This is a genomic window from Pseudomonas sp. Z4-20 (assembly GCF_051131955.1).
In the GTDB taxonomy this organism is placed as follows: Bacteria; Pseudomonadota; Gammaproteobacteria; order Pseudomonadales; family Pseudomonadaceae; genus Aquipseudomonas; species Aquipseudomonas marvdashtae.
This window is the reverse complement of record NZ_CP071641.1, coordinates 505390-525976: the sequence shown is the minus strand read 5'-3', so window position 1 is coordinate 525976 and position 20587 is coordinate 505390. Positions and strand designations below refer to the sequence as shown.

Below are 20587 nucleotides of genomic sequence, written 5' to 3'. Positions count from 1 at the left end.
GCGCAGGGTTCACGCGGGAGTGGCATATCGCTACAACTCCCGACCAGTGCCAATTGCTTTCTTTCCCCCGCCTCTGCCACAATCGCGAACAATTCTCGTTACTTAATGCGTCGGTGAATGTTCCGTGTCGTCAGTCCCCAGTTCCCACAGTGATTTGGTTGGTGCGTTGTACCGTGACCATCGCGGTTGGTTACTGGCGTGGCTTCGGCGCAACGTGGCCTGCCCGCAGCGTGCCGAGGACTTGAGCCAGGACACCTTCGTGCGCCTGCTGGGCCGTGGCGAGCTGACGGCACCGCGCGAGCCCCGGGCTTTTCTGGTAGCGGTCGCCAAGGGCCTGCTGTTTGATTACTTTCGTCGGGCGGCGCTGGAGCAGGCGTACCTGACCGAACTGATGCTGATCCCCGAGGCCGAGCACCCGTCGGTGGAAGAACAGCAACTGATCCTCGAAGACCTCAAGCAGATCGATCGCCTGCTCGGCAAACTGTCCAGCAAGGCCCGCGCAGCCTTCCTCTATAACCGCCTCGACGGCCTCAGCCACGCCGAAATTGCCGAGCGCCTGGGGGTTTCGGTGCCACGGGTACGCCAATACCTGGCCCAAGGCCTGAAGCAGTGCTACATCGCCCTTTATGGTGAGCCGACATGAACACGGCCCATGGCAAACCGGTCTCCGCGCGGGTGCTGGACGCAGCCATCGCCTGGCAGTTGTCCCTGGATCCAGGCGGCGGCAGTCCTCAGGAGCGGGAGGCCTTCGCCCAATGGCACGCGGCCGATGAGGAACATGCCCGCGCCTGGCAGCAACTGGGCATGCTCGACCAGCGTTTCAGCATCGCCAGTGGTCCAGCGCGGGCCGCGCTGCTGCAATCGAAGGCGAGCATCCGGCGCCGGGTGCGCAAGGTTGGCAGCGGCCTGGCCAGCATCGTCGCGGTCATCGGGCTGGCGCTGTTCGCCGGCGATCGTTATTTGCCGCTCGATTATTGGCTGGCCGACCAGCGCACCGCCACCGGTGAGCAGCGTACGTTGCGCCTGGCGGACGGCACGCTGATCAACCTCAACACCCACAGTGCATTGGATGTGCATTTCGACGCCAAGCAGCGGCGCATCGTCCTGCAGGAAGGCGAAATCCTCGTGGAAACCGGTCACAACGATCCGCGTCCGTTCATCGTCGAGACTCGCGAGGGCAGCATGCGGGCGTTGGGCACGCGTTTTTTGGTCAAGCTCGAAGACCAGGGCACCCGCCTGAGCGTATTGAAGTCCGCCGTGGCGGCGCATCCGCAGAGCGCCCAGGAAGAACAGATCCTGTACGAAGGCCAACAGGTGCTGATGCTCAAGGAAGGCCTGGGGCCAACAGTGGCCCTGACCCCCGGCGCCGACGCCTGGACACGCGGCATGCTGGTGGTGGACAACGCCCGCCTCGAAGACCTGGTCCATGAACTGGGTCGTTATCGACGCGGCTATCTGGGCGTTGAGCCGCAAGTGGCGGACCTGCGCATCACCGGCAGTTTCCCGCTGCATGACACCGACCTGGCGCTGACCGCTTTGCTACCGACATTGCCGGTGCAGGTCGAGCATCACACCCGCTGGTGGGTCGTGGTGGGACCGCGAGCCGAAGCCAAGCCTTGAAGTAAAAGGTTGATCCCCTGGGCCTGTCCTCGCGACGGCGACGCCAGCCCGTGCAATCTGAATCTAAATAATTTTCATCCAACCCTATCACTTTTCGATTTTCATCCGGCACACAGGCAATTGAGAAATATTTCCATTCAGGAGCCGCCGTATGTCCCGCCCGCTTGAGACCCTGTTGCGCCCCAGCCTGTTGGCTATCGCCATCGCTCTGGCCACCCCGTTGGCCAGCGGCCCGTTGCTGGCCGCCGAGCAGGCCTCCGGCGTTCGGGCCTACAACCTGCCCGCCGCGCCGCTGGCCAGCACCCTGAACCAGATCGCCAGCCAGGCCGGCCTCGCCCTGAGCCTGAACCCGTCCCTGGCGTCGGGCAAAGCCTCGGCACCGGTCCAGGGCCAATTCGACGCCACCGGCGCCTTGCGGCAGGCCTTGCGTGGCACCGGCCTGCAATTGGAGCAAAGCAGCGCCGGCACCTACAGCCTGGTGGCCGTGCCCGAAGGCGTCATGGTGCTGCCGGAAACCAGCGTGATCGGCGCCGGTGTCAGCGAAACCGCTTGGGGCCCGACCGAAGGCTATGTCGCCACTCGCACAGCAGCGGGCACCAAGACTGATACGCCGATCGTCGAGCTACCGCGCTCGGTCTCTGTGATCACGCGTCAGCAGATGGACGAGCGCTCCGTGCTCAACCTCAACGACGCCCTGCGCTATACCGCCGGCGTGCAAAGCAGCGGCTACGGTTCGGATTCGCGCAACGACTGGCTGCTGGTGCGCGGCTTCGTCCCCACCCAGTTCCTTGATGGCCTGCCGCTGCCCAAGGGCAACTACATCACGACGAAAATCGAGCCCTGGAACCTTGAGCGCATCGCTGTGTTGCGCGGGCCGGCCTCTTCGGTCTACGGCCAGACGCCACCCGGCGGCATGCTCGATATGGTCAGCCGTCGCCCACAAGCCGAGAGCAGCAACGAAGTCCAATTGCAGGCTGGAAGCTACGAACACAAGCAGATCAACTTCGACAGCACCGGCAAGGTCGATGACGAAGGCCAGTTCCTGTATCGACTCAGCGGCACCGTGCGCGACAGCAATTCCCAGGTCGACCACATCCCGGACAAGCGCTACAACATCGCCCCGAGCCTGACCTGGAACATCAACGACGACACCCGCCTGACGTTCTTGTCGCAATACACCCGCGACGACACCGGCATCACCGGTCAATTCCTGCCGCTGCAAGGCACCAAGCTGGCTTCACCAGCGGGCAAGATTTCCCATCACAAGAACCTGGGCGATCCGGATTGGGAATTCTACGACCGTACTTACTCCGCGCTGGGCTACAACTTTGAGCACCGCCTGAACGATACCTGGCAGTTCCGTCAGAACCTGCGCTATACCAAGAGCGACCTGGAATTCCAGGGTATCTCCGCCGGTGGAGCTTTCTTCCCGGATGGCCCGGACGAATCGGTGAGCGCCGATGGCACCGTCAAACGCAGCGCCAGTATTGTTGATGAAGACATCAGCCAATACGCCGTGGATAACAACTTCCAGGCCGACTTCCAGACCGCAGCCTTGAGCCATACGCTGCTGCTGGGCCTGGACCACCAGCGCTCCAATAGCAACGCTCGCTGGCGCTGGGGGTCTGGTGGTGTGCCTACCAGCAACGTCAACAACCCGACTTATGGACAGGACTTCTCCAACGTCCAGTATTTCGACATGTACCACTACAACCAAAAAACTCACCAGACTGGCCTGTACCTCCAAGACCAGATCGCTCTGGACAACTGGCGCCTGACCCTCGGTGGTCGTGAAGACTGGATTCACACCAGCACTGTATTCCACAACCAGAACGACGCGACGAACACCCAGCGCGACAAGAAATTCAGCGGCAACGCGGCGCTGAGCTACGTCTTCGATAACGGCGTGACGCCGTACATTTCCTTCGCACAGTCGTTCCAGGCTGTGGCGGGTTCAGCCGTCAACAGCACTGACTCGTTCAAACCAACCGAAGGCGAACAGTACGAACTCGGTATCAAATACCAGCCACCGGGCACCAAAACCCTATTGACCGCCGCAGTGTTTGACCTGACTCAGCAAAACAACTCCGTCAGCGAAAACAACATCACTCGCCAAGTGGGCGAGGTCCGCGTACGCGGTCTCGAACTGGAAGCCTCCGGCGACGTTACCGACAACTTGAAACTGATCGGTTCCTACACCTACAACGATAGCGAGATCACCAAGGGCACTGCGGCTGAAGAAGGCCAGCGCATGGCCCAGGTACCGCGCAACCAGGCCACCGCCTGGGCCGACTACACCTGGCACAACGGACCGCTGGGCGGTTTCGGCGTCGGTGCCGGTGTGCGTTATATCGGCGACACCTATGGCAACACCACCAACACTGATTGGGGCCACGTCGGTTCCTACACCGTCTATGACGCCTCGGCCCACTACGACCTGGGTCGTTTGAACCACACGCTCAAGGGCGTCACCGTGGCGGTGGATGCCAAGAACATTTTCAACAAGGAATACTTGTCGACCTGTGACGGCTTCTACTGCTACTACGGCGACCAACGCAACGTCGTCGCGAGCGTGAATTACAAATGGTAAACAGTTAGCATTTGCAAAACCCTCAGAGGGTCATGCACCAGCATGACCCTTTTGCATTCGGATCAATCATGAAAAGCAAAACCATTCGCCGCTGGTCCTTCGTCCACACCTGGAGCAGCCTGATTTGCACGGTGTTCCTGCTGATGCTGGCGATCACCGGGCTGCCGTTGATTTTCCATCATGAAATCGAGCATCTGCTGGGTGACGCGCCAGAGCTGCGGGAAATGCCAGCAGGCACGCCGCCATTGGATCTTGCGCAACTGGTGGAAAAAGCCAAGGCTCATCGTCCGGGTGAAGTGGTCCAATATTTTGGCTGGGACGAAGACGACCCCAACGGCGTCATTACCATCATGGCGCCGACGCCGGGCACCGAACCCAACTCCTCCCACACCTTCATGCTCGACGCGCGCACCGGCGAAGCCCTGGAAATGCCCTCGGCGAACGGCGGCTTCATGATGGTCATGCTGCGCCTGCACGTGGATATGTTCGCCGGGCTGCCGGGCAAATTGCTGCTGGCATTCATGGGCTTTTTGTTTGTGATCGCCATTATTTCCGGGGTGGTGTTGTACCTGCCGTTCATGCGGCGGTTGAAGTTCGCCACGGTGCGCCAGGACAAATCCACGCGCCTGCGCTGGCTAGACCTGCACAACCTGATCGGCGTGGTCACTCTGGTCTGGGCGCTGACTGTCGGCGTGACCGGCGTGATCGCAGCCTGCGCCGACTTGATCATCGCCGCGTGGCGCAACGACAGCCTCAGCGCCATGGTCGAACCCTATCGCAACGCCCCACCGCTGACACAATTGGCCCCAGCCACCCGATTGCTGGACATCGCCAAGGACGTCGCGCCGGGCATGGAGCCGAGTTTCATCGCCTTCCCCGGCACGCTGTTTTCCAGCGAGCACCATTACAGCGTCTTCATGAAGGGCGACACCCACCTGACCTCGCATCTGCTGACGCCTGTGTTGATCGATGCGACCACCCTGGACGTTACCGCCGTGGCCGAGCGGCCGTGGTACATGGACGTGATGAGCCTGTCCCTGCCGTTGCATTTCGGCGACTACGGCGGCCGGCCGATGCAGATTTTCTGGGCGACCCTGGACGTGCTGACGATTATCGTCCTGGGCAGTGGTGTTTACCTGTGGCTGGTACGGCGTAAAGCCGCCAAGCGCGCAACGGTCGGCGCGGAGGTTGCCCCGTGAGGCCTCGGCAGTCGAGTTTCTGGAAAGTGTTTGGTATCCCGGTGGCGATCGGCGCGCTTAGCGCGGCAGGACTGTTTTCAGCGCTGCTAGGCGATGGGGCGTGGGATGCGGTGAGCTGGGTTGGATTGGGAATCCCAACCGTTCTAGGGACTTGGGGGTTAATTAAACGAGGATGACTCGCCGAGCACAGCGGGACTCAACTGGCCGCTCGCCAGCCGCTGCCTAACTGTCTAGGCTACGCCTAGCCCGTCAACCGAGGATGTCTGCATGTCCACCCCCAGCATGACCCTGTTCCATAACCCTGCTTCGCCCTTCGTCCGCAAGGTCCTGGTGCTGCTGCACGAAACCGGCCAGCAGGACCGCGTGGCCTTGCAGCTCAGCCAACTCACGCCGGTCAAGCCCGACCGAGCGCTGATCGGCGACAACCCGCTGAGCAAGATCCCGGCCTTGCGCCTGGCCAACGGGAACGTGATCCACGACAGCCGCGTCATCCTCGACTACCTCGACCACCAGCACGTCGGCAACCCATTGATTCCCCGGGATGGCGCGGCCCGCTGGCGGCGCCTGACCCTGGCCTCGCTGGCCGACGGGATCATGGATGCAGCGGTGATGATCCGTTACGAAACCGCGCTGCGCCCCGCGGAAAAACATTGGGACGAATGGCTCGACGCGCAACGCGACAAGATTCGCCGCGCCGTGGCCACCCTTGAAGCCGAAGCGATTGCCGAACTGGCCAGCCATTTCGACGTCGCCTCCATCAGCGTGGCGTGCGCCGTGGGTTACCTGGACTTGCGCCACCCGGACCTTGAGTGGCGCAAGGCCAATCCCCAGCTGGCGCAGTGGTTTGCCGAAGTCAGTTTGCGGCCTTCGATGATCGAAACGGTGCCCAAGGTTTAAATCTGCCTCGGCTCTACAGGCCTTTTTGCGAGCAAGCCCCTTCCCGCGTGTCTTGCCTGTTGCTTGTGGGAGCGGGATTGCTCGTGAACCGGCCAACACGGTTGAGCCGCAAACAAACCGGTAATCAGCGCCACCAACCTCATCCCCTCACGCTGATCGTCCCGCAAACCCAACGACCGGCTCATTTCATCTCCCCCAGATCGAAGCTCATCGCAGCTGCGGGCTTCGCCCCGACCCCGTACCAGTCCAGCTTGCGCGTCAGCACCATGAACACCCCGAGCAGGCCGAACAGCAGCAGCGAGCCCATCAACAGCGCATAGTCCTCAGCGCTCAGCAGGCCGTAGAGCAAACCGTACAACCCCGCCAGGCCCGCCGAAAAACCCAGGCCGTGACTCACGCTGCGCAACACATGGCAGACATAGAACCCGATCAGCACCACGCAAGCACTGGCCGATACAAGGTACGCCAAGGTGAAGCCGATGTGTTCCGACAGCGACAGCAGCAACAGGTAGAAGAATGCCAGCGCCACACCGACCAACGCGTACTGGACAGGATGCACCGCCAGGCTCTTGAGCACTTCGAAGAGGAAGAACCCGGCGAAGGTAAGCGCGATGAACAGCAGCGCATATTTGATCGCCCGGTCGCTTTTCAGATACTGATCCACCGGGTCGACGAAACTCACGCCAAAGGCCCGGCTGCGGAACGCCTCGCAGCCGTCGCTTGGGTCACAGGCTTGCAGTGTTTCCAAGAGGTTGGTGGAGAAGAACGAGGTCTGCCAATCAGCGCTGAAACCCTGCTCATTGATTTCGCGTTTGACCGGCAAATAGTTGCCGATGAAGCTGGGGTGCGGCCAGTCGGCGGCTAGATGAACCTTGGTGGACTTGCCCACCGGCAGGATTTGCAACTCGCCGGTGCCTTGCAGGCGCAGGTCGAAACCGAACGTCAACTCAGGGCTGCCCTGGGCGGTGATCATCGGCAGCGGCACATGGACGCCCTGCCCTAGCCAGCCGAGCCGCGAGCCGGGAAGGAAGTCCACCGCCTGCTGGTTCAGCGTCAGGGTCAACGCATTCTCGATGCCGCGGATGTCGCTGATCCCGACACTCAGGTACGGCTCGTCGAAGCGATAGTCGGCAAAATCCTTCGGGGCGATGCCATAGCGTTCCGGCACTTTGAAGCGCCCATCGATCCGATTGTCGGCATGGAATAATCGCGCTTCGTAGATACCCCGGGCCCGGGTTTCGGTGCGGATCTGGCCGTCGAGTTCGAATTGCTCCGGCAGAAAATACATCTCACCCGTTTGCTCGACGGTTTCCAGGAACCGCACGCCGGTCTTCTCATTGGTGTTCCAGACTTTCACGTCCTTGCGAAACGGCACCACGATCATCGGCCCGATCAACTGCTGGCTGTGGCTGGAGCTGCGGGCGATGTCCTGCAGCACTCCATCACGCAGCTCCTGACGCTCGTCAATCAGGCCGTTGATCATCAACAGCGGGATCATCAGCAAAAGAATCAATAGGGCGATCATGCCCAGTTTTATGGCGAGACTGCGGTTCATGTAGGGCTCTCCCTGTTCAATTGGGGAGAGTCTGGCGGCGCCTTGTGGAAAGTTTATGAGGGGAATGTGGAAATTGTGTGGAGACTGCATTCACCTGATCAACGTGAAGCCTGTGGGTTCAGGGCAAACGGAGCACCACCTCAACTCCACCCTCGACATTGCCGATGGCGAATTCGCCACCGTGCAACTGCACCACTTCCTCGACGAAGTTCAAGCCCAGCCCTGTGCTCTTGCGACCGGTACCTGGGCGCGGCAAGGAATAGAACCGTTCGCTCAGGCGCGGCAGCGCGTAGTCGGGAATCGGCTCGGCCTGATTGAACAACCGGAGCTCGACGCGCTTGCCGAGGCGCTCGGCGCTGATGCGCAACAGCCCTTCGACCGGGGTGAAGTCCAAGGCATTTTCCAGCAAGTTGCCCAAGGCCTGACGCAACAAGAACGCTTCCCCAGTCAGCGTCAGGTCGGCGGCTATGTGCCGCTCTATGCGCAACTGACGGTTTTCGATCCAGCCACCGCGGGCTTCGAGCAGCTCATCCACGAGCGCCGCCAACGGCACCTCGACGATGTCCTCTAGCCCCTGGCGCTGCTCGACTTGGGCCAGGTTCAGCAGGCGTTCGATCAATTGCTGCATGCGCACGCTTTCGCTGTCGATATTGCTGACAAAACGTTGGTGCTGGGCCGCGGGCATGTCGCTCTGGAGCAGCTCGGCGGCGCCGCGAATTGCGGCCAGCGGGCTCTTGAGTTCGTGGGTCAAGGTGTGGACATAACGCTCGACGTAAGCCTTGCCTTCGAGTTGGGTGCGCATGTGTTCAACGGCGCCCGCCAGTTGCTCGAACTCACCGCCGCGATAATGCGGCACCTCCACCCGACGTCCTTGGCTGACCGCCTGGGCGTAGCTCGTCAAACGGCGAAGTGCCGCGCTGAGCCACCACGACAACGCCGCGCCCAGCAACAGGCCCAGGCCGATCAGCCCGGCGCCATAGAGCAGCAGACGCCGTTCCGTGCGATCGATATAAGGTTGCAGCGAACTGTTAGGCTTGGCGACGGTGACCACGCCGATGATCCGGCCGTTGTCGCGGATCGGTGCCCCGACGTGCATCACCGAGGACGCCGGATCATCCGGATCACTGCGCGTCGAACGGGCGCCGTAGTGGCCGCGCAGGGTCAGGTAGACGTCATTCCAGCGTGAATAATCCTGGCCCACCGCTACACCGCTAGAATCGAGCACCACAATGCCGTCGGCATCAGTGACGTAGATACGATGGCTGACCTGGTTTTTTGGCAGCCCCCAGATCGTCGCCGCCGGCTGGCGCTCACCGTAGGATTTGAGCAATTGCGGCCAGCGATTCTGGCTGAGCGTCCCAGCCTTGAAGTCGTCCCGCAGGATCTCGGCCATCAGGTTGGCCGTGTCCACCAGCGTCTCTTCGGTTGACTGGCGCACGCCGGGGCGGATTTCCTCCATCACCGTGTTGAGTACGAAGTAACCGGCCAAGCCGATAAACAGCACGTAGGCCAGGAAAATCCGAATGCCCAGCGGCATCAGCTGTGTCCCGGGCTGTAGCTGTAGCCCAGGCCCCGGTGGGTCTGGATCGGCTCGGCCTCGGCCCGGACCAGGCGCAACTTGGCGCGCAGGCTCTTGATGTGGCTGTCGATACTGCGCTCGTAGCCGGCATCGCTGGCCACGCCCAGGGCATCGAGCAACTGTTCGCGGCTGAAGACCCGTTCGGGTTGCTCCAACAGGCAGTGCAACAGGCGAAACTCATGGCGAGTGAGGTTCAACGGTTTGCCGCGATAGCTGATTTGCACTCGATCGTTGTCCACCTGGAACAATGCCGAACCCGTTTCCGCGACAGGCCTTGGCGCCACTCGCTTGAGGATGGCACGGACCCTGGCGGCCACTTCACGAGGACTGAAGGGCTTGACCACGTAATCATCGGCGCCGATCTCCAATCCCACCACCCGGTCGATCTCGCCATCCCGAGCCGTAAGAAAAATTACCGGAACGTCGCTGAAACGTCTGAGATTTTTACACGTCTCGAAACCGCTAATATCCGGCAGGCCCACGTCGAGAATAATCAGGTCCGCCGGGGTGTTTTTCTGGTGCTCAAGGGCCGCTGCGCCAAGGCTCAACCAAGTGGTGTCGAAGCCCTCGCCCTGCAGGGCAAACACCAGCGTATCGGCGATAGCAGCTTCGTCTTCGACAATCAGAATATGAGGCATGGCGTCCGAGCCCGACAGTAAAGTTGCCGGAACGGTGCCCCAAGCCCAGGAGCACGTCAATCGGGGAAATCAACAGTTGGGTTTATCCGCGGTAAACCGCCGCGCCGGGTTGACCGCCGCTTTGAATTCGCGCAGGGCTTTGGCGCCGATCAGCAGCGGGTAGTTGAAGCTGCTGCGGTCAGTCAAATTGACCTCGACGGTGCGCTTGACGTTGCCCAGGCACATTTCCAGTTCCACCACCGGACGTTTGCTGGGTGCGATTTTTTCATCGTCGTCCTCGTCCTCTTCGGAACGGGTCTTGATCTTGCTGATGCGCGCGACCTTGTGCTCGTAGATTTTGTTGCTCGCGTCCTTGGTCGCCAGGCGAAACCGCACCCAGTCATCGCCATCCCGGGTAAATGTCTCGATGTCCTTGGCCGACAGCGAGGCGGTCAACGCACCGGTGTCCATCTTGGCCTTGAGCACTTCGCCGCCGATTTCCGGTAGCGCGATGTATTCGTAGCGCCCGTACAGGGTGGGCTCGGCGGCGAGCACGGGAAGGGCCACCAGGGAAAGCAGGGCTAGCATGGATTTCATGTAAGAGCTTCCGTTGTGGGAGTGGGATTTTAGACCGTGGCCGACGAATTCGTTCGGTTGATCGCACACCTGTGGGCGAGGGAGACAGCCCAGTCTAACCAAGCCGAAGTGAAACTTGCGTCCGAGCCAATTTGGCCTGCCGCCCGAAGCTTGCTTATCATGGCCCGCCCAACCGTTTGCAAGAGTCATTTATGCGCCGCCTGCTCACCGGCTGTTTCGTCATCCTGTTGCTGTTGCTCAACACCCTGGTGCTGTTCGGGCCGCTCATGGTGTTTGCATTGCTCAAGCTGATCCTGCCCGGACGCTTTCGCGACTATGCCTCGTGGGCAGTGATGTGGATCGCCGAGACCTGGGCCGAAATCGACAAGCTGATCTTTGCCCTGTGCATTGCCACTCAATGGGACATCCGCGGCGGTGGAGGCTTGCGCGGCGACACTTCTTACCTGGTGATCAGCAATCACCAGTCGTGGGTGGACATTCCTGCCCTGGTCCAGGCCCTCAACCGACGCACGCCGTTCTTCAAGTTCTTCCTGAAAAAGGAGCTGATCTGGGTGCCGTTCCTGGGACTGGCCTGGTGGGCGTTGGATTACCCGTTCATGAAGCGCTACACCAAGGCGTTCCTGGCAAAGAACCCGGAGATGGCCGGCAAAGACCTGGAAATCACCCGGCAAGCCTGTGAGCTGTTCAAGCGCCAACCGGTCACCGTGGTCAACTACCTCGAAGGCACCCGCTTCACGGCCGCCAAAAGCCAACAGCAACAGTCGCCCTTCGCCCACCTGCTCAAGCCCAAGGCCGGTGGCGTGGCGTTCGTGCTGGCGGCAATGGGCGAACAACTGGACGCGGTGCTGGACGTGACGGTGGTGTATCCGCAACAGCGGATACCTGGGTTTTGGGATTTGATCAGCGGCGCCGTGCCAAAGGTCATCATCGACATCCAGACCCGCGAGCTGGATCCTGCGCTGTGGCAGGGCGACTACGAAAACGACCCGGTGTTTCGCCAATTCGTCCAGCAATGGGTCAACCAACTCTGGGCCGAAAAGGACCGGCGCATCGCCGCGTTGCGCAACGAACGCAACTGATCAGATACCAGCGCCAGTGCCCCAGATACCGCCGAGGTTTTGCAGCAGCGAGCTGGCCACGCCCTGTTGGCCGAGGTATTGCAGGATGATCGGGGCAAATTGGCCAATCATGCCGCTGTCCATGCCCAGCGCGCTGAAGGCATTGTTCAGGTCGCCGGTGTCCTTGACGTTACCCAGCAGGCCGTCGAGCAAGGCGCTCTTGTCCGATCCGCCGCCGAGCAAACCGCCCAGGCCGTTGAGCCCGCCGATGGCGCTGTTGCCGGCGATCTGATCCAGGCCCGGCACGCTTTTGCTCAGTTCGGAAAACTGCGGCTCGCTGAGCCGATTCTTTGCCAGCCCCAACATCGCCCCGGCGCCGCCCACGGCCTGTTCCGGTGTGATCTTCAGCTCCGAGCCCAAGGTGTTAAGCAACCCGGCGGCTTTCGGCGCAGCGGCCACGGCACCCTCCTGCTCGTCGCTTTGCATGGCGGACAAGACGTTGGCCGCGTCACCCAGGTTGAACTGCGCGAACGCCGGGCTGGCTGCCAATGACAGCAGGCAGGACAGTACAAAACCGCTTGAAACTTTCATGCGACATCCTCGATCACCGCGAAAAAGCCGCTTCGTAAGAAGCGGCGCAAAAGCACGGCGTTGGACTGAGGCAAATAGCGATTGTTCCGTCGTGGCGTTTATATCTATTCCCACATCAAGTTAAGAATCGCCCTACAACCATATCTGAAATTTCAGCTCTCCCGCTTAATATTCTTCGCTATAACAGCGCACCGATAAATATCCCCACATAATTCAGAATTGACATAAAGGACTGTCTACTCCGACAGTGGTCCGGCCCGGACAGAGCTGTAAATATCGAGCATGACCGAGCCAGGAGGCGCGTAGATGTTAAATAAATGGGCGCTGGGCGCAGGATTATTAGTTGGAATGACCAGCCAAGTTTACGCCGACCAAATAACATGCCCTGCCGTCGCCGATATACAGCGAAATATTGAGGCATTAGAAGATGTCTTCTTTGTCGATGAACCGAACGACCTCGACTGGCAAAGCCAAAGCCTGGTGAATGTAGTCAATCCTGCTTTATTGTTATTCAACGGAGCCGAGTACGTCGTCCACGAAAACGACGATCAACCACTCATCGCACGTACTACCTTTACCTGCAAATACGGCGAGATAAATTTAATCCTGAAGGATATCCAGATGCAGGTTCCGTCATTCTCGCCATGGGCAAACAACCGCTGTGAAAGCCCGGACGTCCATAGCTGCGAGTTAATTAACGCGGATTATTTCCAAGTCAACTTTGAGTAGCGTAACTCATCGAGCGCCCAACCTTTCGCCCCTGCCCTTCAAGACTCCTTTACCGTACAGTGCCGTGTCTCCCAACAGAGTTTGTCCATGAACGTAAAAATCGGCGGAGCCACCCTTGCCGTCATCCTGACAGGCATGCTCATCGTCCTGGGCGTCAACGAATGCCAGCGTGGGCCCTTGAACCCCGAGCTAGCGGACAACATCAGCGAAGAGCAAAAGGCCTGGCTGACCATCGAACACCGCATCAAACGCTCCGACCCGACCCTGACAGACGTGACCCGGGACCAGCATACGCTGACCGTACTTTACCGTCCGGGCGCTTGCGCGGATGACTGCGAGCCCTGGGTTGCACACATGCTGCGGGTTGTCGGCCACGGCCTGGCGGCGCTCAACAATGCGCCGGGGGGCAAGCAGTACACGCAAGTGACGGTCAAGGCGCGGATCCTTGCCGATGATGATGTGGAACTGGTCTATGACATGCCGGGGTTTGACGCCATCAAGACTCAACAAGGCGGCTACGAAACCTTTGCCGGCATGCCCCGCAGCCTGAAATCCAGCGGTGACGCCCTGGTCCAGGCGCAAGCCTATTGCCAAGGCCCTAGCGCCAAAGGTTTCTACCCTGAGTTCTGCGAACGGGTCGGGACCGCAACTGCCCAGCAGTAGCCGCATGACTGCGGCGCCAGTCATCCGACTATCAACGCGCAAACCGTTATTTCCTCTCGGTATTGCCTACTGTCAACGTTGACAGTAGGCAACTGTTCATACGGTCCCTAAGCTCAGCCGTGACAACGAAAACAAGGCTCTGGGCGAACCACAGTCCCTGTGCCTTTCTTCATTCGGGCAAGCAGGAAGAATAAAAAATGAGCGACCGAGTCAAAGGAACCGTGAAGTGGTTCAACGATGCGAAGGGCTATGGCCTCATCACTTGCGGCAAAGGAAGCGATGAGTTGTTCGTTCATTACTCGGCGATAGATGGCGAGGGTTATAAAACGTTGAAACAGAAGCAGACCGTTTCGTTTGAAGCCGAGAAGGGGGACAAAGGCATGCAAGCCTCGAGAGTGATGCCGGAATAAAAACCCCTTCCATGTTCACGAGATCGGAGCTAGGGAACAAGCACAGCGGAAAAAGGCGACCGAAGTCGCCCTTTCCCCGTCTTGCCCTTCTACTGCTTACGCCGCACTGAACAATTTGTGCGGGTCAATCACAAACTTCTTCGGCACGCCCGCATCGAACTCGCCATAGCCCTTCGGCGCGTCATCCAGGCTGATCACTTGCACGCCAACGATTTCAGCAATGTTGATACGGTCCCACATGATCGCCTGCATCAGTTGGCGGTTGTACTTCATCACCGGGGTCTGGCCGGTGTGGAAGCTGTGGGATTTGGCCCAGCCCAGGCCGAAGCGGATGCTCAGGCTGCCCATCTTGGCCGCTGCATCGACAGCGCCCGGGTCTTCGGTGACGTAGAGGCCGGGGATGCCGATCTTGCCGGCGACGCGGACCACGCCCATCAACGAGTTGAGCACGGTAGCCGGGGCTTCGTGCTTGACGCCGTCGTGGCCGTGGCCGCGGGCTTCGAAGCCTACCGCATCGACGGCGCAGTCCACTTCCGGCTCGCCCAGCAATGCGGCGATCTGTTCGTGCAACGGCGTGTCGGTGGACAGGTCGGCAATTTCGAAACCCTGGGCCTTGGCGTGAGCCAGGCGAACCGGGTTGACGTCGCCGATGATCACCACCGCCGCGCCCAACAGGCGCGCGGAAGCGGCGGCCGCCAGGCCAACCGGGCCGGCACCGGCGATGTAGACCGAGCTGCCAGGGCCAACACCGGCGGTGACGGCGCCGTGGTAGCCGGTCGGCAGGATATCGGACAGGCAGGTCAGGTCACGGATTTTCTCCATGGCCTTGTCGCGGTCCGGCAGTTTCAGCAAGTTGAAATCGGCGTACGGCACCAGCACGTATTCGGCCTGGCCGCCGGTCCAGTCGCCCATGTCCACGTAACCGTAGGCACCGCCGGCACGGGCCGGGTTGACGGTCAGGCAGACACCAGTGTGTTGCTCCTTGCAGGAACGGCAGCGTCCGCAAGCCACGTTGAACGGCACCGACACCAGGTCACCGATTTTCAGGTTCTCGACGTCGCTGCCCTTCTCGATCACTTCACCGGTGATCTCGTGGCCCAGGACCAGGCCGGTCTGGGCAGTGGTACGACCGCGCACCATGTGTTGATCGGAGCCGCAGATGTTGGTGGAGACCACGCGCAGGATGACGCCGTGCTCGATCTTCCTGCCGCGCGGGTCCTGCATTTTTGGATAGTCGATTTTCTGTACTTCGACCTTGCCGTTGCCGAGATACACGACACCACGATTACCAGACATGTCAGTCACCTCTGTATTTGTTGTTGTAAAGAAAGTGAATTTAGCTTCAAGCGACAAGCTACAAGCCGCAAGAAGCACGCATACCGCCTTTTCTTGCGGCTTGAAGCTTGTAGCTTGAAGCTAAAGCACCACCGTCCTATTGGCGTTCAGGAACACTCTTCGCTCGATGTGATACCCCACGGCCCGGGCCAACGTCAGCCCTTCGATGTCCCGGCCCTTGGCGATCAGGTCTTCGGGATAATGACTGTGGTCCACCACTTCGACGCCCTGGGCGATGATCGGACCTTCGTCCAGGTCGTTGTTGATGTAGTGCGCCGTAGCGCCCACCAGTTTCACGCCTTTGTTGTAGGCCTGGTGATACGGCTTCGCGCCCTTGAAGCCCGGCAGCAACGAGTGATGAATGTTGATCGCCTTGCCGTCGAGCTTGCGGCACAGCTCCGGCGACAGCACTTGCATGTAGCGGGCAAGGATCACCAGCTCGGCGCCGGTGTCTTCGATCACCTGCCACACCTGTCGCTCCTGGGAGGGCTTGTCGTTCGGGTCCAAGGGGAAATGGTAGTAGGGAATCTGGTGCCAGTCGGCCAGCGGCTTGAGGTCGGGATGGTTGGATACCACGGCTACCACATCCATGGACAACTGGCCGATGCGCTGGCGGTAGAGCAAGTCGTTGAGGCAGTGATCGGCCTTGGAGACCATGATCACCACTTTGGGCCGGTAGTTGGGCGGCGTCAGTTCGAAGACCATGCCGAAGGCTTGCGCCCGCTCCGCTAATCCCGCACGAAAGCTCTGCTCGTCGAAACCGTCAGGCTGGCGAAACTCCACGCGAATGAAGAAACGCGCCGAGAGCCGGTCGTCGAAGGAATGGTGTTCGGTGACATAGCAGCCCTGCTCGAACAGAAAGCGGGTCACCGCGTCCACCGTGCCGAGCACGCTGGGGCAATCGGCAGTCAAGATCCATGTATCCGGGGCGCGGCTCATTGCGGTGACTCCTGTTCGAATTTAACGAAGCGACACAAAACCCGTGGCGAGGGAGCTTGCTCCCGCTCGGTTGCGTAGCAACCGCCAAAAAGCGAGGGCCGCTACGCGCCCCAGCGGGAGCAAGCTCCCTCGCCACAACAGCATTCCAAGGCCAAGAATCAAGCCTGCACGCTCAACCCATACTCAGCCGCCGCATCCTGCAACCACAGCCACCAGTAATCGGAGAAGCTGCGGCGGATCACCAGTTCCCAGGTGTCTTCGGCGGTGTGGCGAATCACCAGTTGCGACTTGGCGAACACCGTGCCCACGGCCTTGCCCACCGGGAAGTTGCTTGGGTGTACATCGTAGCTGGTGGATTTCATCAGCACGTCGCGCACGTTCGGGCCGGACAGTTCGAGGATCTGCTGGCCGCCGCTGACGTTGACGATCTGGATGTGCAGGTCGCCGAGGGCTTCACGCAGGTTCTTCTCGGCGGCGAATTCCTCACCGCTCGGCACCACCAGCAGCCACTCATCCGGGCCCAGCCATTGCAGGCTGGTTTCACCCTTGACGATGACGGCCAGCGCACCTGGCAATTCCAGGCCCAGGGCTTTATGCACACCAGCGGCGAACGCCGGGTCGTGGCCGTCGCCACGAATAGTCAGGTGGCCGAGGAGTTTTTTCTCGCGCACGGTCACACCGGCGTTCTTGCGGCCTTTGCCCACCAGGCTTGCGAGGTCGGCATGGTGCAGCGACGACTCGGCCTTGGCCCCGGTGGTTGGGCGTTGTTGGTACACGTTGACTGCGGTCATATGGAGCACCTGTCTCGTAGATTGATCGTCCCCACGCTCTGCGTGGGAACGGTCAGGTATCAAATATTCTGCCGATCGCCCTTCGGATCGAAGAACACCGAAGAAACGATCTCTGCCTCGATCACCCGGCCATCGGCCAATGGCGCGAACACCCGCTCGCCCATCCGCTTGAGGCCGCCCTTGACCACACCCATGGCAAATGAATAACCCAGGGAGTTGTGGGCATAGCTGGAGGTCACGTGGCCCACCATGGTCATCGGGATCGCCTGCTTGGTGTTGAACACCAGTTGCGCGCCTTCCGGCAGCCAGACATTCGGGTCGATCGGCTTGAGGCCTACCAATTGCTTGCGCTCTTCACGCACGCAATCTTCGCGATTCATGCCGCGCCAGCCGATCCACGAGAACGGTTTGGTCCGGCCGACACACCAGCCCATGTTCAGGTCGTCCGGGGTCATTGAGCTGTCCGTGTCCTGACCGACGATGATGAAGCCCTTCTCGGCCCGCAGTACGTGCATGGTCTCGGTGCCGTACGGGGTCAGGTTGTACTTCTTCCCGGCCTCGGCGATCTGCTCGAGCACGCCCATGGCGTAGTCGGCCTGCACGTTGATTTCGTACGACAGTTCACCGGTGAACGAGATCCGGAACACCCGTGCCGGCACGCCGCCCACCAGGCCTTCCTTCCAGGTCATGAACGGGAATGCGTCCTTGTCCAGGTCGATGTCGGTGACGTCGCCCAGCAGCTTGCGGCTGTTGGGCCCCGACAGGGTCATGGTCGCCCAGTGGTCGGTGACCGAGGTGAAGTACACCTTCAGGTCCGGCCATTCGGTCTGGTGATAGATCTCCAGCCATTGCAGCACGCGTGCCGCGCCGCCGGTGGTGGTGGTCATGAGGAAGTGGTTGTCCGCCAGACAGGCCGTTACGCCGTCGTCGAAGACCATGCCGTCTTCCTTGCACATCAGGCCGTAGCGGGCCTTGCCCACGTCGAGCTTGGTCCAGGCGTTGGTGTAGACGCGGTTGAGGAACTCGCGGGCATCCGGGCCCTGGATGTCGATCTTGCCCAGGGTCGAGGCGTCGAGCAGGCCGACGCTGTCACGCACGGCCTTGCATTCGCGCTTGACCGCGGCATGCAGGTCTTCGCCGTTCTTCGGGAAGTACCAAGGGCGCTTCCACTGGCCGACGTCTTCAAACTCGGCACCGTTTTTCACATGCCAGGCCTGCAGCGCGGTGTAACGCACCGGCTCGAAGATGTGCCCACAGTGCCGGCCCGCCACCGCGCCGAAGGTCACGGGCGTGTAGTTCGGACGGAACATGGTGGTGCCCATCTGCGGGATGCTTACGTTCAGCGAACGGGCCGCGATGGCCAGGCCGTTAACGTTGCCCAGCTTGCCCTGGTCAGTGCCGAAGCCCAGTGCGGTGTAGCGCTTGACGTGTTCAACCGATTCGAAGCCTTCGCGGGTGGCAAGTTCGATGGCGGCGGCGGTGACGTCGTTCTGCAGGTCGACGAATTGCTTCGGCCCCCGTGCAGTGGATTTTTCGTGAGGCACCTGGAACAGCGCCAGGGTCGGCTCTTCGTGACGGCTCAGGGCCTTTGGCAACACGCCCTCCACGGCCTTGAAGCCGGCTTCGCTGGCCGCGCGCACGCCGCCTTCAAAACCGTCGGCCAAGCTATCCCCGAGGCTGTAGACGCCGTTCACACCACCGACGCACACGCGCTTTTGCGGTGCTTCGCCCGGCACGAAACCGAGGATGTCTTCACGCCAGATCGGCTTGCCGCCCAGGTGCGAAGCCAGGTGGACCACCGGACTGTAGCCGCCGGAACTGGCCACCAGGTCGCAGTCCAGCCATTCGCCTGGACTGGTGACTTTGTGGGCGCGAACGTCGATCGCGGCAACACGTGCCCCGGTGACGCGCTTGCTGCCACGGGCCTCGATCACGGCGCTGCCGGTGAGGATGCGGATGCCCTTGGCACGGGCTTCTTCCACCAGCGCACCACGCGGGTTACTGCGGGCGTCGGCGACGGCAACCACTTGCAGGCCGGCGTCGAACCAGTCCAGGGCGACGCGATAGGCGTGGTCGTTGTTGGTGCTCAGCAGCAGTTTCTTGCCCGGTGCCACGCCGTAGCGACGCACGTAGGTGGACACCGCACCGGCCAGCATGTTGCCCGGCACGTCGTTGTTGCCGTAGACCAGCGGGCGCTCGCAAGCACCAGTCGCCAGCACCACGCGCTTGGCGCGAACGCGGTTGATGCGCTGGCGGACCTGGCCGATCGGTGCGCGGTCGCCGAGGTGGTCGGTGAGGCGCTCATGGATGGTCAGGAAGTTATGGTCGTGGTAGCCGTTCACCGTGGCACGAGGCAGCAACACCACTTCCGGCATCGACTGCAGTTCAGCCACTACGGCAGCGACCCATTCGGTCGCCGGCTTGCCGTCCAGGCTTTCGCGGGAGTCGAGCAGGCTGCCGCCGAACTCTTCCTGCTCATCCGCCAGGATGACGCGTGCACCGCTGCGAGCCGCGGCCAACGCGGCGGCCAGGCCGGCAGGGCCGGCCCCGACGATCAGCACGTCGCAGTGACGGTTCATGTAGTCGTAGGTATCCGGATCGTTCTCGGTCGGTGAGCGACCCAGCCCTGCGGCCTTGCGGATGTACTTCTCGTAAGTCATCCAGAACGATTGCGGGTACATGAAGGTTTTGTAGTAGAAGCCCGGCGGCATCAGCTTGCCGCCGACCTTGCCGAGAATCCCCATCATGTCGTTGTTCACGTTCGGCCAGCCGTTGGTGCTGGTGGCGACCAAACCCTGGTACAGCGCCTGTTGCGTGGCGCGCACGTTCGGAATCTGCGTGGCTTCGGTGGCACCGATCTGCAGCACCGCGTTCGGCTCTTCCGCGCCGGCGGCATAAATACCGCGCGGCCGGGAATACTTGAAGCTGCGACCGATGATGTCGACACCGTTGGCCAGCAGCGCGGCGGCCAGGGAATCGCCCTCGAAGCCTTTGTAGGTCTGGCCGTTGAAAGTGAAGCTCAGCGCTTTGTTGCGGTCGATCCGTCCGCCGTTGGACAGGCGATTGATCTGGCTCATACCTTCTCTCCCAGAGCCTGTGCAGCCGCTTTCGGACTGTCAGCCTTGTCGGTGAACTGCGGCTTTTGGCCGATCTTGTAGGTTTCGAGAATCTCGTAGGTCACGGTGTCGCGGGTCACGTTGAAGTACTGGCGGCAACCGGCGACGTGGTCCCACAGCTCATGGTGCAACCCGCGTGGGTTGTCACGGAAGAACATGTAGTCGCCCCACTCCTCATCGGTGCAGGCGTTCGGATCCAGCGGACGCGGGATGTGCGCCTGGCCAGATGCATGGAATTCCTCTTCGGAGCGCAGTTCGCCGCAGTGAGGACAGAAGATGTGCAACATAGGGATTTCTCCTG

20 protein-coding genes are annotated in these 20587 nt (G+C 61.1%); 10 read left to right on the top strand and 10 right to left on the bottom strand.

From position 1 onward, the window contains the following. Positions 1 to 124: 124 nt before the first annotated feature. The 6 genes from J3P82_RS02530 to J3P82_RS02505 all read left to right on the top strand — a co-directional run bounded on the left by J3P82_RS02530 (position 125) and on the right by J3P82_RS02505 (position 6306). Positions 125 to 643 (top strand): RNA polymerase sigma factor, encoded by a 519-nt coding sequence (locus J3P82_RS02530; protein ID WP_434560496.1) that lies wholly within the window; start codon positions 125 to 127, stop codon positions 641 to 643. Beyond that, a complete protein-coding gene (locus J3P82_RS02525; RefSeq protein ID WP_434560494.1) occupies positions 640 to 1620 on the top strand; it encodes a FecR domain-containing protein in 981 nt (326 codons plus the stop codon). Before J3P82_RS02530 ends, J3P82_RS02525 begins: the two co-directional genes overlap by 4 nt. Before the next feature lie 151 nt (positions 1621 to 1771). Next, positions 1772 to 4210: a TonB-dependent siderophore receptor gene (locus J3P82_RS02520; protein WP_434560492.1), complete on the top strand. Its 2439-nt coding sequence runs from the start codon at positions 1772 to 1774 to the stop codon at positions 4208 to 4210. Positions 4211 to 4278: 68 nt separating this feature from the next. After that, positions 4279 to 5409: a PepSY-associated TM helix domain-containing protein gene (locus tag J3P82_RS02515; RefSeq protein ID WP_434560490.1), complete on the top strand. Its 1131-nt coding sequence runs from the start codon at positions 4279 to 4281 to the stop codon at positions 5407 to 5409. Continuing rightward, a complete protein-coding gene (locus J3P82_RS02510; RefSeq protein WP_434560488.1) occupies positions 5406 to 5585 on the top strand; it encodes a hypothetical protein in 180 nt (59 codons plus the stop codon). Before J3P82_RS02515 ends, J3P82_RS02510 begins: the two co-directional genes overlap by 4 nt. 91 nt (positions 5586 to 5676) lie before the next feature. Further along, positions 5677 to 6306 carry a glutathione S-transferase gene (locus tag J3P82_RS02505; protein ID WP_434560486.1) on the top strand — a complete coding sequence of 210 codons (630 nt, stop codon included), beginning with the start codon at positions 5677 to 5679 and terminating at the stop codon, positions 6304 to 6306. Between the two features lie 181 nt (positions 6307 to 6487). Here the strand turns inward: J3P82_RS02505 and creD are convergent, their stop codons facing one another. The 4 genes from creD to J3P82_RS02485 form a co-directional block, all read right to left on the bottom strand. Then, a complete protein-coding gene (gene creD, locus J3P82_RS02500; RefSeq protein WP_434560484.1) occupies positions 6488 to 7861 on the bottom strand; it encodes a cell envelope integrity protein CreD in 1374 nt (457 codons plus the stop codon). A 118-nt stretch (positions 7862 to 7979) separates the two neighbouring features. Next, positions 7980 to 9398, bottom strand: coding sequence for a two-component system sensor histidine kinase CreC (gene creC / locus J3P82_RS02495; RefSeq protein WP_434560482.1), 1419 nt, complete (start codon positions 9396 to 9398; stop codon positions 7980 to 7982). Then, a complete protein-coding gene (creB, locus tag J3P82_RS02490) occupies positions 9398 to 10078 on the bottom strand; it encodes a two-component system response regulator CreB (RefSeq protein ID WP_434560480.1) in 681 nt (226 codons plus the stop codon). Before creB ends, creC begins: the two co-directional genes overlap by 1 nt. 69 nt (positions 10079 to 10147) lie before the next feature. Beyond that, positions 10148 to 10654, bottom strand: a complete 507-nt coding sequence (locus J3P82_RS02485) for an ATP-dependent zinc protease family protein (protein WP_186612881.1) — start codon at positions 10652 to 10654, stop codon at positions 10148 to 10150. 191 nt (positions 10655 to 10845) lie between these two features. On the opposite strand from J3P82_RS02485, the gene J3P82_RS02480 reads away from it, so the two are divergent. Continuing rightward, positions 10846 to 11733, top strand: coding sequence for an acyltransferase (locus J3P82_RS02480; RefSeq protein WP_434560478.1), 888 nt, complete (start codon positions 10846 to 10848; stop codon positions 11731 to 11733). On the opposite strand, the gene J3P82_RS02475 is transcribed toward J3P82_RS02480, so the two are convergent. Continuing rightward, entirely contained in the window at positions 11734 to 12303 is a 570-nt protein-coding gene (locus J3P82_RS02475; protein WP_434560476.1) for a DUF2780 domain-containing protein, read from the bottom strand. 306 nt (positions 12304 to 12609) lie between these two features. On the opposite strand from J3P82_RS02475, the gene J3P82_RS02470 reads away from it, so the two are divergent. The 3 genes from J3P82_RS02470 to J3P82_RS02460 all read left to right on the top strand — a co-directional run bounded on the left by J3P82_RS02470 (position 12610) and on the right by J3P82_RS02460 (position 14105). After that, positions 12610 to 13032, top strand: coding sequence for a DUF3757 domain-containing protein (locus J3P82_RS02470; RefSeq protein ID WP_434560474.1), 423 nt, complete (start codon positions 12610 to 12612; stop codon positions 13030 to 13032). An 87-nt stretch (positions 13033 to 13119) separates the two neighbouring features. Beyond that, positions 13120 to 13695, top strand: a complete 576-nt coding sequence (locus J3P82_RS02465) for a hypothetical protein (protein ID WP_434560472.1) — start codon at positions 13120 to 13122, stop codon at positions 13693 to 13695. A 197-nt stretch (positions 13696 to 13892) separates the two neighbouring features. Beyond that, positions 13893 to 14105, top strand: coding sequence for a cold-shock protein (locus J3P82_RS02460; RefSeq protein WP_434560470.1), 213 nt, complete (start codon positions 13893 to 13895; stop codon positions 14103 to 14105). Positions 14106 to 14201: 96 nt separating this feature from the next. Here the strand turns inward: J3P82_RS02460 and fdhA are convergent, their stop codons facing one another. From fdhA to J3P82_RS02435, 5 genes are all read right to left on the bottom strand, one after another. Then, entirely contained in the window at positions 14202 to 15401 is a 1200-nt protein-coding gene (gene fdhA, locus J3P82_RS02455) for a formaldehyde dehydrogenase, glutathione-independent (protein ID WP_434560468.1), read from the bottom strand. 120 nt (positions 15402 to 15521) lie between these two features. Further along, complete coding sequence (gene purU, locus J3P82_RS02450) at positions 15522 to 16379, bottom strand: formyltetrahydrofolate deformylase (protein WP_134926133.1); 858 nt, start codon at positions 16377 to 16379, stop codon at positions 15522 to 15524. 158 nt (positions 16380 to 16537) lie between these two features. After that, on the bottom strand, positions 16538 to 17170 hold the full coding sequence (locus tag J3P82_RS02445; protein WP_305498315.1) for a sarcosine oxidase subunit gamma: 633 nt from the start codon (positions 17168 to 17170) through the stop codon (positions 16538 to 16540). Between the two features lie 59 nt (positions 17171 to 17229). Continuing rightward, entirely contained in the window at positions 17230 to 20247 is a 3018-nt protein-coding gene (locus J3P82_RS02440) for a sarcosine oxidase subunit alpha (RefSeq protein ID WP_434560466.1), read from the bottom strand. Next, on the bottom strand, positions 20244 to 20573 hold the full coding sequence (locus J3P82_RS02435) for a sarcosine oxidase subunit delta (protein WP_014340581.1): 330 nt from the start codon (positions 20571 to 20573) through the stop codon (positions 20244 to 20246). Before J3P82_RS02435 ends, J3P82_RS02440 begins: the two co-directional genes overlap by 4 nt. Positions 20574 to 20587: the final 14 nt, after the last annotated feature.